12 protein-coding genes are annotated in these 15,425 nt (G+C 52.3%); 6 read left to right on the forward strand and 6 right to left on the reverse strand.

Going from position 1 to position 15,425, the window contains the following annotated elements; genetic code table 11:
• The first annotated feature begins 70 nt into the window (after positions 1-70).
• Positions 71-1,501, forward strand: a complete 1,431-nt coding sequence (gene melB / locus ACLJR2_RS12270; RefSeq protein ID WP_000028070.1) for a melibiose:sodium transporter MelB — start codon at positions 71-73, stop codon at positions 1,499-1,501.
• A gap of 97 nt (positions 1,502-1,598) precedes the next feature.
• Here melB and fumA read toward each other — a convergent pair whose 3' ends face one another.
• From fumA to ACLJR2_RS12295, 5 genes are all read right to left on the reverse strand, one after another.
• Positions 1,599-3,245, reverse strand: a complete 1,647-nt coding sequence (fumA, locus tag ACLJR2_RS12275; protein ID WP_000037190.1) for a class I fumarate hydratase FumA — start codon at positions 3,243-3,245, stop codon at positions 1,599-1,601.
• Between the two features lie 95 nt (positions 3,246-3,340).
• Positions 3,341-4,681 (reverse strand): anaerobic C4-dicarboxylate transporter DcuB, encoded by a 1,341-nt coding sequence (dcuB, locus tag ACLJR2_RS12280; protein ID WP_000899149.1) that lies wholly within the window; start codon positions 4,679-4,681, stop codon positions 3,341-3,343.
• A 146-nt stretch (positions 4,682-4,827) separates the two neighbouring features.
• Positions 4,828-5,094: a hypothetical protein gene (locus tag ACLJR2_RS12285; protein WP_001530565.1), complete on the reverse strand. Its 267-nt coding sequence runs from the start codon at positions 5,092-5,094 to the stop codon at positions 4,828-4,830.
• 316 nt (positions 5,095-5,410) lie between these two features.
• Positions 5,411-6,130 (reverse strand): two-component system response regulator DcuR, encoded by a 720-nt coding sequence (dcuR, locus tag ACLJR2_RS12290; protein ID WP_000611311.1) that lies wholly within the window; start codon positions 6,128-6,130, stop codon positions 5,411-5,413.
• Entirely contained in the window at positions 6,127-7,758 is a 1,632-nt protein-coding gene (locus ACLJR2_RS12295; protein WP_000682910.1) for a sensor histidine kinase, read from the reverse strand. Before ACLJR2_RS12295 ends, dcuR begins: the two co-directional genes overlap by 4 nt.
• A 374-nt stretch (positions 7,759-8,132) precedes the next feature.
• Between ACLJR2_RS12295 and ACLJR2_RS12300 the strand changes: the two genes are divergently transcribed.
• The 4 genes from ACLJR2_RS12300 to ACLJR2_RS12315 all read left to right on the forward strand — a co-directional run bounded on the left by ACLJR2_RS12300 (position 8,133) and on the right by ACLJR2_RS12315 (position 12,636).
• The gene (locus tag ACLJR2_RS12300; RefSeq protein WP_000403495.1) at positions 8,133-10,562 is read left to right on the forward strand and encodes a DMSO/selenate family reductase complex A subunit; all 2,430 of its coding nucleotides are present in this window, start codon (positions 8,133-8,135) and stop codon (positions 10,560-10,562) included.
• 13 nt (positions 10,563-10,575) lie between these two features.
• Positions 10,576-11,202, forward strand: a complete 627-nt coding sequence (locus ACLJR2_RS12305) for a DMSO/selenate family reductase complex B subunit (RefSeq protein ID WP_000816143.1) — start codon at positions 10,576-10,578, stop codon at positions 11,200-11,202.
• Positions 11,195-11,968 carry a dimethyl sulfoxide reductase anchor subunit family protein gene (locus ACLJR2_RS12310; protein WP_000544929.1) on the forward strand — a complete coding sequence of 258 codons (774 nt, stop codon included), beginning with the start codon at positions 11,195-11,197 and terminating at the stop codon, positions 11,966-11,968. Before ACLJR2_RS12305 ends, ACLJR2_RS12310 begins: the two co-directional genes overlap by 8 nt.
• 74 nt (positions 11,969-12,042) lie before the next feature.
• Positions 12,043-12,636, forward strand: coding sequence for a molecular chaperone (locus tag ACLJR2_RS12315; protein WP_001524257.1), 594 nt, complete (start codon positions 12,043-12,045; stop codon positions 12,634-12,636).
• Positions 12,637-12,719: 83 nt separating this feature from the next.
• Here the strand turns inward: ACLJR2_RS12315 and ACLJR2_RS12320 are convergent, their stop codons facing one another.
• The gene (locus ACLJR2_RS12320) at positions 12,720-14,120 is read right to left on the reverse strand and encodes a DUF1996 domain-containing protein (RefSeq protein ID WP_000773793.1); all 1,401 of its coding nucleotides are present in this window, start codon (positions 14,118-14,120) and stop codon (positions 12,720-12,722) included.
• 302 nt (positions 14,121-14,422) lie between these two features.
• On the opposite strand from ACLJR2_RS12320, the gene ACLJR2_RS12325 reads away from it, so the two are divergent.
• Positions 14,423-15,328, forward strand: a complete 906-nt coding sequence (locus ACLJR2_RS12325; protein WP_001268200.1) for an SdiA-regulated domain-containing protein — start codon at positions 14,423-14,425, stop codon at positions 15,326-15,328.
• Positions 15,329-15,425: the final 97 nt, after the last annotated feature.

Here is a 15,425-nt window from a genome sequence, read left to right on the forward strand (position 1 = left end):
TGGACGGCAGATCCGGCGTTTAACCTCTACTAACAGAAGGCGGGCGCTGGTAACAGCGACCCGGTACCCTATGAGCATCTCTCTGACAACAAAGCTGAGTTACGGGTTCGGTGCGTTTGGTAAGGATTTCGCCATCGGCATTGTGTATATGTACCTGATGTATTACTACACCGATGTGGTGGGACTCTCGGTCGGCCTCGTCGGCACCCTCTTTCTGGTCGCGCGAATCTGGGATGCGATAAACGATCCCATCATGGGCTGGATTGTCAACGCCACGCGTTCGCGGTGGGGGAAATTTAAGCCGTGGATATTGATCGGCACCTTAACCAATTCGCTGGTGCTTTTCCTGCTGTTCAGCGCCCATCTTTTTGAGGGAACCGCGCAGGTTGTATTTGTCTGCGTAACCTACATCCTGTGGGGCATGACGTATACCATTATGGATATCCCATTTTGGTCGCTGGTGCCGACTATTACGCTTGATAAGCGAGAACGCGAACAACTGGTGCCGTTCCCGCGTTTCTTCGCCAGTCTGGCTGGCTTCGTCACTGCCGGTATAACGCTGCCGTTTGTGAACTACGTTGGCGGAGCGGATCGTGGGTTCGGCTTTCAGATGTTTACGCTGGTACTGATTGCGTTTTTTATCGCCTCGACTATCGTGACATTACGCAACGTACATGAGGTGTACTCCTCCGACAACGGTGTAACGGCGGGCCGCCCACATCTGACGTTAAAAACGATCGTTGGATTGATATACAAAAACGATCAGCTCTCTTGCCTGTTGGGAATGGCGCTGGCGTATAACATTGCCTCCAATATTATCAATGGCTTTGCGATCTACTACTTCACCTATGTGATTGGCGATGCCGATCTTTTTCCCTATTACCTTTCTTACGCCGGCGCGGCGAATCTGCTGACGCTGATTGTCTTCCCCCGGCTGGTGAAAATGTTATCGCGACGGATATTGTGGGCGGGCGCCTCCGTGATGCCCGTTCTGAGTTGCGCAGGGCTCTTCGCGATGGCGTTGGCGGATGTCCATAATGCCGCTTTAATCGTGGCGGCGGGTATTTTCCTGAATATCGGGACCGCGCTCTTTTGGGTGCTTCAGGTAATCATGGTGGCGGATACGGTCGATTATGGGGAATTTAAGCTCAATATTCGCTGCGAGAGTATCGCTTATTCCGTACAGACGATGGTTGTGAAGGGCGGCTCGGCGTTTGCGGCGTTCTTTATCGCTCTGGTGCTGGGGCTGATTGGCTACACGCCGAACGTGGCACAGTCTGCGCAAACCCTGCAGGGGATGCAGTTTATTATGATTGTCCTGCCGGTACTGTTTTTCATGATGACGTTGGTTCTCTACTTCCGCTACTACCGTTTGAATGGCGACATGCTGCGCAAGATTCAGATCCACCTGCTGGATAAATACCGGAAAACGCCGCCATTCGTCGAACAGCCGGATAGCCCGGCGATTTCTGTGGTAGCGACCAGCGATGTAAAAGCGTGAGCATGTTCTCTCGTGCAGGCCGGATAAGCCGGATAAGCGTAGCGCCATCCGGCAATTAACCGATAACGCGGCCCGGGAGAACGCCGGGCCTGCCAGGTTATTTCGCGCAGTTAGCGCACTGTTTGCTGACAATCTGCTGGAAGAAATCGTTGCCTTTGTCATCCACCAGGATAAAGGCCGGGAAATCTTCTACTTCAATTTTCCAGATAGCTTCCATGCCGAGTTCCGGATACTCGACGCACTCCAGATGCTTAATGCTCTGCTGTGCCAGTACCGCCGCCGGGCCGCCGATACTGCCCAAATAAAAGCCGCCATGTTTTTTACAGGCATCCGTGACCTGCTGACTACGGTTGCCTTTCGCCAGCATGATCATACTGCCGCCGTGGGATTGCAGTAGATCGACATAAGAGTCCATTCGGCCTGCGGTGGTGGGGCCTAATGAGCCAGATGGATAACCTGCCGGGGTTTTTGCCGGACCTGCGTAATAGATGGGATGGTCTTTAATATACTGCGGCAGGTCTTCGCCGGATTCAATACGCTCTTTTAGCTTCGCGTGGGCGATATCGCGACCTACGATAATGGTGCCCGTCAGCGACAGGCGAGTCGAGACCGGGTACTGCGATAGCTGGGCGAGGATCTCTTTCATCGGACGGTTGAGATCGACTTTCACCGCGTCGCCTTCGCCCGCCTGACGCAGCGCTGGCGGAATATACTGGCCCGGATTGTGCTCCAGTTTTTCGATCCAGATGCCTTCGCGGTTGATTTTCGCTTTGATGTTACGGTCGGCCGAGCAGGAGACGCCCATCCCCACCGGACAGGAAGCGCCGTGACGCGGCAGGCGAATTACGCGAATATCGTGGGCGAAATATTTCCCGCCGAACTGGGCGCCGAGGCCAAGTTTTTGCGCTTCTTCCAGCAGTTCCTGTTCCAGGTGGAGATCGCGGAATGCCTGGCCGTGCTCGTTACCTTCCGTCGGCAGCGCGTCGTAATAGTGGGTGCTGGCGAGTTTAACGGTTTTCAGCGTGCTTTCCGCCGAGGTGCCGCCAATGACAAAGGCGATATGGTATGGCGGACAGGCTGCGGTGCCCAGCGTGCGCATTTTCTCAACGAGGAAGTTTTTCAGCTTGCCTGGGGTGAGCAGCGCTTTGGTCTCCTGATAGAGATACGTTTTGTTTGCTGAACCGCCGCCTTTCGCCACGCAAAGGAACTTGTACTCGTCGCCATCGACGGCATAGAGATCGATTTGCGCTGGCAGGTTGCTGCCGGTATTGACCTCTTTGTACATATCCAGCGGCGCGTTCTGCGAGTAGCGCAGGTTATCTTCGATATAGGTATTAAACACGCCTTTGGAGAGCGCGGCTTCATCGCCGCCGCCCGTCCAGACGCGTTGGCCTTTTTTACCCATGATAATCGCCGTGCCGGTATCCTGGCAGGTCGGCAGAATGCCTTTGGCGGCGATCTCGGAGTTTCTCAGGAATTGCAACGCCACATATTTGTCGTTTTCGCTGGCTTCGGGGTCATGGAGAATGGCGGCGACTTGCTGCTGGTGTTCAGGACGGAGCATAAAAGACGCATCATGGAAGGCTTGCTGAGCCAGCAACGTTAACGCCTGCGGCTCAACGTTGAGGATAGATTCTCCGTTGAATTCACTGACGCTGACATAATCGGAGGTGAGCAGATAATACTCTGTTTTGTCCTCTCCCATCGGGAAAGGCGCCTGATAGATAAACTCTTTTTTCGACATGTGCTTCCAGCCTAATAGTAAGAAAATGTATTAAGAACCTCATGGGCCAGGCTCTAAGTCGCGCGCCGCGCATAACCGGGCGGCGCGCGCGGCCATTACAGGAATCCGTACATTGCGGCAAAGATCCAGCCAAAGACGCAGGAGACGCTCACGCCAATCAAACCCGGCAGAATGAAGCTGTGGTTAATGACGAAGCGGCCAATACGGGTTGTGCCGGAACGGTCAAACTGAATCGCCGCCAGATCGCTTGGGTAGGTCGGCAGGATATAGTAGCCATAACATGCCGGCGCAGAGGCCACGATATACGCCGGATCGACACCGATAGCCAGCGCGACGGGAACAATCGCCGCCAGCGCCGCTGCCTGGGAGTTAACAAACTTGGAGACCAGCAGCAGAACGATGGCGTAGGCCCACGGATACTCTTTGACCATTTCGCCCAGCACGCCCTGAATTTCCGACATATGCGCGCCGAACATGGTTTCCGCCATCCAGGCGATCCCGTATACCGCGACAATCGCAATCATACCGGAACGAAAAACTTCGTTTTTTGAGATAGACGCAGGATTGGTTTTGGTCAGGATGATAATGAGCGCTCCGGTCAGCAGCATAAACATCTGAATGACCAGCACCATCGACAACGGTTTGCCGCCGAAGGTTGGACGTAAGTCGGAGTCCGCGCCCAGGAGAGCGACCACGGCAATCGCCGCCAGGAAGATCCACATCGCCAGCCAGTTGCTTTTCGGCAGTTTTTTATCCAGCAGCGTCGCGGTATCGCCGTACACGTACTGACGGTTTTCCGGTACGGAAATAAATTTCTGAAACGCTTCGTCTTTATCCAGATCTTTACCGCGGAACCAACTAAAAATACCGATTGCCAGGATACCGAGCAGGGTTGACGGGATGGTGATCGACAGCAGATCGAGGAACTCCAGATGTTTTCCGTCAAATGTCACGTTGCCCAGCATCGCTACCAGAGAAACAACGGCGACGGAAACCGGACTGGCGATGATGCCCATTTGCGCGCCGATAGAACTGGCCGCCATTGGACGTTCCGGACGGATATTATTCTTGATCGCCACGTCATAGATAATCGGCAAAATGGTGTAGACCACGTGGCCTGTCCCACACAGAATCGTCAGGGTACAGGTGACGAACGGCGCCACAATAGAGACGTATTTGGGGTTGCGACGCAGCAGCTTTTCGGCAATCTGCAGCATCACATCCAGCCCGCCTGACGCCTGCAACGTCGCCGACGCGGCGACTACCGCGATAATGACCAGCATTACGTCAACGGGCGGTTTACCTGGCTGGAGATGGAAAACAAACACCAGAATGACCAGACCAATACCGCCCAACAACCCGAGCGCGATCCCGCCCTTTCGGGCACCATAAAACAGACATATTAATATTATGAGAAGCTGTATACTAAATAACATTTTTATTTATCCTCGCGATAAACCCAGTCAATTTTGATAAATGGATCACAGCCATCTTCTGATTTGTGTGAATGAGCATCAGGAAATGGCGAATATTCAATGCGCCAGTGGCGACGATTAACGATTAAGCTTTTTACAGAGTTGCTTTAAGTAATTATTTTCTTGCGATGGTGATGTTCAGAGGGGAGTACCCTCTGGCGATGGGCAGGTGGAGTCAGCGAGAGCAGTAAATTATGATTTGTCTGTTTTAAAAACAGGCGTTTATTCTTTAATTTTTGTGTCTCGCCATCAGGTAAATCACGAGATAAAGCGAACAGAATGTGACTTATGTGATCATTGTCACGCCATTTTTTTAAATTATTAGTATGGCGTGTGGAGACGCGTATCTGCTCACCAATATACGTATTGTCCATAGGCGTAGCACAAGCTCCATTGCTACAAACATAATTTTATTTAAGTGTCAGGAAAATTCCGGACAAATCCCTTTTTTAATAAAAATACACACTCTCGGCATGGGATAATACTTAATTAACTTTTGTTAGCGTTTTGAAATTAAAAACAGCGCAGAGCGCTGTAATAATAGAAAATAACGTTAACAGGCCTGGGTTGAGTATATTTGATCTGACACAATTTCCCAGGTTTGTTATTAATGTGATAGCGTTTTTATTGGCATTGTTATAATAAATGTTACCAGGATATAACGCTTCGCGTCGGCTTTATGCGGTATCCTTACTGACAATATTGTTTCAGTAAAGAGTAATGTTCCGGCTGAACGCGGTAGCGGTAAACCGGCCTGCCGGTCACGCCGTAATGAATACTGGTAAACAAGATATGGCAATTCACCAGCCAGATGAGATATTTACGGCAGGAGACGCGCGAGATATTCACTTCGTTGGCCAACTCGTCGGTAGAAAATTCCTGCTCCTGATGCGCATCAATCCACTGGCATAAGGTGCGTAGCGTTTGCTGCGTCAGCCCTTTTGGTAGCCGACGAGGCTCCTGCTCGCTGGATGAATTACCGTGAATGAGCAGGTCAAGCTCAGACTGTTCGTAATACTGGCGTTTTTCCATCGCCGTTTTCTTACGTAGCCAGCCGGTCAACGCTTCTTCAAAGCGCGTGGCCTGAAAAGGCTTGATCAGATAATCCACCACGCCGTAGTGAAGCGAATCTTTAATGGTGGCGGCGTCAGCGGCAGAAGAAATGACAATAACGTCGCTTTTGCAGCCTGCGCTGTGCAGGACAGGCAGCAGATCCAATCCGTTTTCCTGCTGCATGTAGATATCCAGCAGGATTAGGTCAATGTGATTTTCACTGTTGAAGATAAACTCTTTCGCTTTTCCCAGCGTCGAAGCGGTTCCACAACAATGAAAACCGGAGATTTGCGCGACATAGCGGCGATTTAACTCCGCGACCATCGCATCGTCATCGACAATTAATACATTGATCATAGGCTGGTCCTTTTTCCATCCCAGGGTAACTGTACAAAAAATTGTGTGAAGATCCCAGGCTCGGACTCCACGGAAATTACGCCGCCAAGCGCTTCAACCTGCTGTTTAACCAGCGCTAAACCGACGCCGCGTTCGGCGCCTTTCGACGAGACGCCTTTTTCAAAAATCGCCTCGATGCGCTCAGGTTCTATACCCGGACCGTCATCGCTCACTTCGCAATGCAGCCAGCCATGACGGTAGTGTAACGAGACGCTGATTTCGCCGCCGGATTCCTGGCTCAACGCTTCCAGCGCGTTTTCAATCAAATTACCCAGCGCCGTAATCAGCACCGTAACCTGATCTTCATTGTTATTATCCGGTAACTGGCTGTCGCTGCTTATCACCAGGCTGTGCCCGAAATCAGAGGCGCGAGTAATCTTACTGAGCAAAAAGCCAGCGATAATCGGCGACTTTATTTTACCCAGCAGCAAACCGATCTCTTCCTGATAGTTATTGGCCGTCTTGATAATATACGCTTCAAGCTGCTTATAACTCTTCAGGTGCAATAATCCCAGAATCACATGTAATTTGTTCATGAATTCGTGGGATCGTTCACGGAGCGCATCCGCGTAGTTCACCATCCCGTCCAACCGCTGCATCAGTTGGCGAACTTCTGTTTTATCCCTGAAGGTGGATATCGCGCCGATAATTTCGCCGTTGCTGCGCACCGGAACGGTATTCACCAGCAGCAGGCGGCCTTTGACGATGATCTCTTCATCGCGGCGCGGCGTACCGTCATGCAACACTTCGCTAATGTCCACCACCTGCGACCAGGCATGACTCAGGGTGGATAATCTGGCGTCATCCTGCGTTTTTCGATAATCGAGCAGCGCCTGCGCCGCATGGTTAATCAACGTGACTTCGCCGCTATCATCCACGGCGATAACGCCCTCTTTGATTGACTGCAGCATCGCCTGGCGTTGTTCAAACAGGGTTGAGATCTCATAGGGTTCGAGGCCAAATAGGATACGTTTCAGCACCTTGACCAGCGCATACGTGCCTAATAACCCCACCAGAGCGCCGAACAGAATGGACCAGATAATACTGCCGCGGCTATTGTTGATCTGCTGCGTAACGTGACTGAGTTCCAGGCCAATCGCTACCACGCCGATCTGCCGGTGACGTTCATCATAAACCGGTGTGAAAACGCGCAGCGCTTTGGCAAGAAAGCCGCGATTAATGGCAACGTTTTCCTTTCCCTGCAGCGCGAGCAGAATGTCATCGCCTTTGAACGGTTGACCGATTCGCTGCGTTTCTGGGTGCGAATAACGGATGCCCTGCATGTTGGTCACCACAATAAACAAAAAGCCATTATGCTGGCTTACCGCTTCGGCGAGCGGCTGAATGCCGCTTTCCGCAGGCGGTTTTTTCAGCCCCTCGCGAACTGCCGGAGAGTCCGCCAGCGAGCGAGCCACCGCCAGCGCTTTATCTGCCAGCGCGTCGCGCGTCATGCTGCTGATTTGCGAAAAATAGATCAGATGGACCACAACGAGCACCGAAAACAAAACGGCGCTGACCATCAGAATGACGGTAGTGCCGAGTTTCATGGGGCGTTTGCGTAACGCCCGGCATGGCAGGGAGTGTTTCATAGTGGACCTGAGCGGACGAATCGTAAGGTTATTATCCCTGATGAGGCGTCTAATTCAAAGGCATAGGCGATGTTGCTCCAGTGTTGAAAGGCCCGTCTTGCCTTGCAGGGGGCGCTACCTGCTCATGTCGACTGGCAAACGTCATGTCGTTAATTAATATCGCCGGATACCGTGATGGGTAATTTATTTTCATCAGAATTGCATAAAATAATTTTTCATTAATTTTTATAATAACGTATGCGGTATCACATTTTATTTTTACTGACGTTCAGAATGCGTTTGATCACAATCAATCAGCACAAATATTTAATCTATTATGATTAGTTTTCATTACATATTATTAATAATTATGGAAGCAATGTGAGAAATAAAAAATGGAAATAAAAAAATGGCTGAACACAACCATAACCCGACGTGATGCTATTGTCGCTACTGCAAAAGTAGGGGCGGCGGTGACGCTAAGCCAGGCGATTACGCTGCCTTTTGCTACCACTGCCCAGGCGCAGGAGACCACGATACCGAAGGATACCAACGGCGAAACCGTCAGGCACAGCGCCTGTCTGGTCAACTGTGGCAGTCGATGCCCGCTTAAGGTTATCGTGAAAAATGATCGCATTGTGCGTATTGAGCCGGAAGACGCGAAAGATGACGCGGTATTCGGCGAGCATCAGATTCGTCCCTGCCTGCGTGGGCGTTCCAGTCGCTGGCGCGTCTATAGCCCGGATCGCATTAAGTATCCGATGAAAAGAGTGGGAAAACGCGGCGAAGGAAAATTTAAACGTATTTCATGGGATGAGGCCACGGCCTTTATTGCGGCGGAATTAACGCGTGTTAGCGAACAATATGGCCGGGAAGCTATTTATTATAATTATCAATCCGGGGCATATTATCATACGCAGGGATCGCCCGCCTGGAAGCGATTATTAAATCTCACCGGCGGCTATTTAAATTACCATAATACCTACTCGACCGCGCAAATCGCGACGGCAACGCCCTATATGCATGGTACCTATGTCGGTAGCCATTTTACGCAGATCGCGCATTCCGATCTGGTGGTGCTATTTGGCCTGAATCTCTCAGAAACGCGGATGTCCGGCGGCGGTCAGGTTGAAGAGCTGCGCCGGGCGCTGGAGACCTCGAAAGCCCGAGTCATTATTATCGATCCGCGCTATACCGATTCGGTGATTACCGAACACGCCGAATGGCTACCGATTCGCCCAACCACGGACGCTGCGTTAGTCGCCGGCATAGCGCATACGCTGATTACCGAACAGCTTCTCGACGAGGCGCTGGTAAACCGCTATTGCGTCGGTTATGACCGTAGCACCTTGCCGGACACGGCTGCGCCTCACGCCAGCTATAAAGACTATGTTCTTGGCACGGGCGATGACGGTATCGCGAAAACCCCGGAATGGGCGGCGGATATCACCGGAATTCCGGCAACGCGTATTCGCCAACTGGCGCGCGAAATCGCCTCGGCGCGTGCCTGCTATATTTGCCAGGGCTGGGGGCCGCAGCGTCATGCCAACGGCGAACAAACCGTGCGTGCTATTCAGACGCTGCCAGCGTTAACCGGCCACTTCGGGCGGCCCGGCACCAACAATGGCAACTGGCCTTACGGTACGCCGTATGGCGTGCCATTGTTGCCTGTCGGTAAGAATCCGATCACAACCTCTATTCCTTGCTATCTGTGGACGGACGCCATTCAGCATCCGGAGAAAATGACCGCGACGACAATGGGTGTGAAAGGCGCGGACAGGCTAAAAACCGGGATTAAGCTGTTTTTCAACCAGGCCGGTAATACCTTGCTGAATCAGCACGGCGAAACGAACCGCACCCGACAAATTCTCGCGGATGAATCGCTGTGTGAAACCATTATCGTGATTGAAAACCATATGACGCCCAGCGCGATGTATGCGGATCTGCTGTTGCCGGAGACCAGCTATCTTGAGGCGGAAGACCTGGTGGACAGCTCCTATGCGGCGGGATCGCATAACTATATGATTGCGATTCAGAAAACCGTTAAACCGATGTGGGAAGTGCGCAGCACGTATGACATCTGCGCGGATATCGCCGGGCATCTTGGACTGCGCGAGCAATATACCGAGGGCCGAACTCAGGCGCAGTGGGCGGAGATGCACTATCAGCAGATCCGTGAAAAACGTCCATACCTACCGGAGTGGAGCGTGGCGAAAGAGATGGGTGTGATTGACCAGCGTATCGCTACCGAGCAGCAGAGCCTTGCGTTTGCCGATTTCCGCGCCGACGCCGAGGCTAATCCACTCTCCACGCCGTCGGGCAAAATTGAAATTTACTCCCAGGCGCTGGCGGATCTGGCGCAAACGTGGACGTTGCCAGAAGGCGAGCGAATTCCCGCATTGCCGGAATTTTGTCCGGCGAAAGAGTCGCACCTTAACAAAGCGCTGACGGCGAAGTATCCGTTGCAGTTAAGCGGCTTCCATACCAAAGGGCATACCCACTCTACCTACAGCAATGTGCTGATGCTGCATGAGGCGGTGCCGGATGAAGTCTGGATTAACCCGATTGACGCCAGCGCCCGCCAACTGAAGTCCGGCGATCGGGTGCATGTATTCAATGACCGCGGCGTGGTGGAGCTTCCCTGTAAAGTGACCCAGCGCATTTTACCCGGCGTGGCGGCGATGCCGCAGGGCGCGTGGACGCGGCTTGACGGCAACGGCGTTGATGTCGGCGGCTGTATCAATACGCTGACCAGCCACCATCCTTCGCCGCTGGCGAAAGGCAATCCGCAGCATACCAATCTGGTTGAAATTAAACGCGCTTAAGGAGTGATGTACGATGAAACAGTATGGCTTTTATGTTGACTCCTCGCGCTGTTCAGGCTGTAAAACCTGCCAGGTAAGCTGCAAGGATAATAAAGATCTGGATGTCGGTCCGAAACTGCGCCGCGTCTATGAATATGGCGGCGGAAGCTGGGTGAAAGAGGGGGAAAGCTGGCATCACGACACCTTTACCTACTACCTCTCTATTGCTTGTAACCATTGCGATGAGCCGGTATGTGTCTCCGGCTGTCCGACCGGGGCGATGCATAAACGCAAAGAAGATGGTCTGGTCGTGGTGGATGACAGCGTATGCGTCGGCTGTCGTTATTGTGAAATGCGCTGCCCCTACGGCGCGCCGCAGTTTGATACGCAGGCGAACGTGATGCGTAAGTGCGACGGTTGTCTTGACCGACTGGAGAACAATCTGCGCCCTATCTGTGTGGATTCTTGCCCGCAGCGAGCGCTGGATTTCGGCCCTGTCGATGAATTACGGGCAAAATATGGCACGGAGAATCAAATCGCGCCGCTGCCTTCGGCGTCGTTCACCCATCCTAACCTCATTATTAAACCGCATCCGAAAGCGAGACCCACGGGCGATACGGAAGGCGCAATCATGAACATTCGGGAGGTGCGCCATGCATGAGTTACCGCTGGTCTTTTTTACGGTCTTTACCCAGAGCGCGGTCGGCGCGTTTATTCTGCTGCTGATTGGCGGCGCAATGGGGCTGGTCGCGCCGCGGCGCAAGGCTATCGGTCTGTTCTCGGTGATGTGCCTGTTTGGGCTGGGCGTCATTGTCGGCACCTTCCACGTCGGGCAACCGCTGCGTGCGCTGAATATGCTGCTGCGCGTCGGACATTCGCCGATGAGTAACGAGATTGTCCTGTCGGCGGCTTTTGCGGCGCTCGGCGGGCTGGGGGCGCTCGGTTTGTTGCTGAACCGGGCGACGCCGCTGTGTAACGCGTTGGTCTGGTTGGCGGCGATAGTCGGAGTAGTCTTCTTATACGCCGTTCCGCAGATTTACCAACTGCCGACGGTGGCGACCTGGCGTTCATCTTACACCACGGCAATGATGATATTGACGCCGTTGATTGGCGGCGGCGCGTTGGCGGCATTGTTTGGCGTGCGCCGTCTGGGGCTACTGGTCAGCGTGTTGGCGATTTTGGTGAGCTTTTGTCTGCGCCCGGGCTATATGGCGACGCTGATGAGCGCCGATAGCGCTCTGACCGCCGCGCAGCATAGCTGGTTTACCGCCCAGGCGATATTGCTGGCGGCGGGCGTGGTCGGGGTGGTGGTCTGCGCGCGCCTGAAATCGAGCGCTGCGGTGCTGGCCATGACGGCTGTGGTGGTTATCGCGGCGGAGTTGGCGGGTAGGATTGCGTTTTACAATCTGTGGACGCTGCCAATGTAGTTTTTGCCCGGCTTGTGCCATGTAAGCCTGATCAGCGTAGCGTCATCAGGCGAAATATTTCAGGAGCTATTGCTATGCCTTCCCGTGCTGTTTTGCCGCGTATCCTCGGCGCACTGTTTTACTACTCCCCTGAGAGGCCGGAGGTGAAAGCGTTGTTCGATTGTTTGCCAACGTTGCCTGAGCTTTACCCCTGGCGCGATCGCGGACCTATTGAATCACTGTGTGCGTCATGGTCGCTACCGGATGATGATGCGCTTACATGGCAATTTTCCGTGTTGTTTGAAGGCCAGGGAAAGATGCCCGTCCCGCCCTGGGGATCGGTCTATCTGGAAAAAGATAATTTGCTGATGGGGGAAACCACCGCCGATTATCGAGCTTTTTTACAGTCGCAGGGAATGGTATTCACTGACCGTGAACGCGAGCCGGAAGATCAGTTTGGCCTGATGCTATTAGCCTGTAGCGATCTGCTGGCACGAGGCGACAACGTGGCGGCCAACCGGTTACTGGAGGCGCATCTGCTGCCCTGGGGATTCCGCTATCTGGAATTGCTGCAACGCAATACCGTCAGCGCCTTCTATGCCCGGCTTGCCGTCGTAGCGACCTGTTATCTGCAGGATGTTCAGCAGCAACAGGGACTACAGCCTGAGAATAAACGGTTGTTTTTCTGAGGTATTGGTCAGGTTTTGATGGCGTGCCATAATGCTTGTGCCGCCATCGTGCCCGCTGTTGTGTCAGCGGGCACAGTTTACTATTACAGCTCCGGCGTCTTTTTGAAACCGGTCAGCATCAGCACCAGGCTCTGTTTTGAGTCCGCTGGCATGAAATCGTAGTGATTTCCCTGACGGTCGCCGCCGATATACCAGGATATTTCCGTTTTCCCTTCCGCCAGCGCTTTGCGCACCGCTTTATCGACATCAACCATGCGATACTCATGTGAATGGTCCAGATATAACACGGCATCGGAACGGTAGTTGATCGCCGGTTTATTGTTCCAGGACACGGTACTGACGTGCCAGTCACTGCTGGTCGGGTAAAAGAAAATTTGATCGGCGCCGTTCGTTTCCGTTTTGCCGCCAAAAAGGCGAATACGGTATTTGAATAGCGAAGCGTCCATATTGGCAGGCAGGGGCGGGATCTTAAATTTCACCAGCGTGAGCGTTTCCGGGGGCTGCGTGCGTCCGCCATTTGTCCAGTCATCCTGTACGTACAAGGTATCGACGCTGGCATGAGGCTTGTCGTCTTCGCTGCTTACCCAGGTATTTTCTTCCGCTTTACTGTAGGCGTAAGGAACCGTAGTGCCGCAATCCAGTCCCTGATTCATACACAGATCCGTCATAAACTGCGCGCCATCTTCCGTCCAGCCATTCATAAAATCGGCATGGGCAGTATAAAGACTTCCCCAGCGCTCTTCCCGGGTTTCGCCATGCATTACCGGGTCCATCGACAATTCCACTTTAGACGTATCCAGCGAGGAGATCTGCGGGAGTACCCAGGCGATGTTCATATTCACCGTTGGGATTTTTACCGGATAGTCTGCGGAACATTTCCCGTGGTCGGCATAGATAGCGTTATTGTGGCTATGGGTCGGTTTCAGGTTGACGCCATCCCAACAGTTGGGGAAAGCGATCCCGATATTAAACTGGACGGCATCGCCCGCTTTACGCAGGCCGCATATTTCGCCTACCTTGTTGGTGTAACCTTTGCCGTTGGCACATAAAAAGGTGATTGCGGAACTGGGGCCAGTACCGTGATGATCGCCTGCCAGTAACTCCAGCCCGGTCGGGAATGGATGGAGCGGATATTGCGCTACATTTGTGGATTGATAATAGGTCTTTTGGTAGGCCGGATTTACGATTTCACCATCAGGTAATTTCATGGACGGCGCCCAGTAAGCGGAGCTGTCGGCTTTATTATCACAGGTGGTATCGGGTTGCGCGCGCAACGTCTGGTAGGTAGAGACCGCGTCGGTGTGGGTGTTGCCAAAAAAGTCATGCCACATCGCCTGATTCGCTTTACCAAACATCATAATCGCGTCATCGCCCAGCGTGTGGTGATAGCCGCACACGACATGCGCCTGAGGACCGGCATGGGCCGGGAATGCGCCAGCGGCAACGAGCGTAGCCAGGCTGACGGTAATAAGGTTGAGTTTCATTTTTTGCTGCCCGGTTGAATAGAAGTGGGAGCAGCAATAGCAGATCAGATTGCGGTGTTACATCTCATTAATTATCACTTTTTGTCATTTGCCCTGCATACAGGGGCGAATTTGCAGACGTACTATTTAAATAATTAGCCGAAACTACCCTCCTCTTGATTATGTCAATTTACAAAAAGTGTACGTTAGTGATTAAAATCGGGCTTTTTGTGATAACCCTCACTATTTCATTTTGCCTATGCTAATGGCGCTCGCCATAACCGAATAACGATTCTATCGGACATCGGCTTTCTTTTTAAGAAATGCGTTACGACATCAGTCGTGACGCGATCTGCTATGGATTTTTTATGAGATTACTAAAACGCGTTATTGTGGTTGTACTCTTGGGCGTGATTTTATTTATGGTCAGGGACGATATACGCTATGTTTATCAACTGATCCTCAAATATGGTGATAAACCCTCGGCGCTAGCACTGAGTAGCTATAAAGCGGTTATTCAGCAAAAACCAGTCGCAGGAGTTAAGAGTAACCTTTCAGGTTTGACCTACTCCGCCGAAGACAGGATGCTTTTCGCCGTTATTAATAATCCCCCTGAACTGGTCTGGTTAACGACAGAAGGGCAGCTGGTAGGGCGGATGCCGCTGCAGGGCATCCACGACCCGGAGTCTATTGCATGGAGTGGGGGCAACCAGTTCCAGATAGGCAGTGAGAAAGATGGCGCGGTCTATAAAACACAGGTGGATATTCAGCGCGGCACCATGCAGATAATCTCCATGGTGAAGCTTGAGGGCTATGACAAAGCAAAAAATAAAGGGCTGGAAGGTACGGCATGGGATGCGAAAAATGAGAGATTATATGCCGCAAAAGAAAGAAAACCCATTATGATCAAAGAAGTAGAGATGAGCAAAAATGGTATCACCAGAGCGTTGCCTTCTGCCATCACTGCGAGTGTGAGCGATGTTTCCGGACTTGAATACCATGCCCCAACGGATTCGCTGCTGGTGTTGTCGGACGAGTCAAAAATGATTCTGGAGGTCAGTTCCGAGTGGCGGGTGCGCGATCGATTGTTCCTGACGGCGGAGTGGTCAGGGCTCAGAGACGATATCCCCCAACCAGAAGGGATTGCCATGGATAATGAAAATAATTTGTATATTGTGAGTGAACCAAATCTGTTTTATAAATTTTCGTGTGATATACAGAATGACTAAAATCTATTTTTACTGTCACAGTATGCTAAAACAGAACAAGGTTATTAATACCATGATTTGACGATTGCTTGATTCGTTGATTCATTGTTGGGGATAT

The sequence above is a fragment of the Salmonella sp. SAL03688 genome (assembly GCF_046551895.1).
GTDB lineage: Bacteria > Pseudomonadota > Gammaproteobacteria > Enterobacterales > Enterobacteriaceae > Salmonella > Salmonella enterica.

Excerpts from the sequence above, each read along its gene's own strand:
- melB (WP_000028070.1), top strand. The coding sequence starts at position 71 with ATGAGCATCTCTCTGACAACAAAGCTGAGTTACGGGTTCGGTGCGTTT.
- fumA (WP_000037190.1), bottom strand. The coding sequence starts at position 3,245 with ATGTCGAAAAAAGAGTTTATCTATCAGGCGCCTTTCCCGATGGGAGAG.
- dcuB (WP_000899149.1), bottom strand. The coding sequence starts at position 4,681 with ATGTTATTTAGTATACAGCTTCTCATAATATTAATATGTCTGTTTTAT.
- ACLJR2_RS12285 (WP_001530565.1), bottom strand. The coding sequence starts at position 5,094 with ATGGACAATACGTATATTGGTGAGCAGATACGCGTCTCCACACGCCAT.
- dcuR (WP_000611311.1), bottom strand. The coding sequence starts at position 6,130 with ATGATCAATGTATTAATTGTCGATGACGATGCGATGGTCGCGGAGTTA.
- ACLJR2_RS12295 (WP_000682910.1), bottom strand. The coding sequence starts at position 7,758 with ATGAAACACTCCCTGCCATGCCGGGCGTTACGCAAACGCCCCATGAAA.
- ACLJR2_RS12300 (WP_000403495.1), top strand. The coding sequence starts at position 8,133 with ATGGAAATAAAAAAATGGCTGAACACAACCATAACCCGACGTGATGCT.
- ACLJR2_RS12305 (WP_000816143.1), top strand. The coding sequence starts at position 10,576 with ATGAAACAGTATGGCTTTTATGTTGACTCCTCGCGCTGTTCAGGCTGT.
- ACLJR2_RS12310 (WP_000544929.1), top strand. The coding sequence starts at position 11,195 with ATGCATGAGTTACCGCTGGTCTTTTTTACGGTCTTTACCCAGAGCGCG.
- ACLJR2_RS12315 (WP_001524257.1), top strand. The coding sequence starts at position 12,043 with ATGCCTTCCCGTGCTGTTTTGCCGCGTATCCTCGGCGCACTGTTTTAC.
- ACLJR2_RS12320 (WP_000773793.1), bottom strand. The coding sequence starts at position 14,120 with ATGAAACTCAACCTTATTACCGTCAGCCTGGCTACGCTCGTTGCCGCT.
- ACLJR2_RS12325 (WP_001268200.1), top strand. The coding sequence starts at position 14,423 with ATGCGTTACGACATCAGTCGTGACGCGATCTGCTATGGATTTTTTATG.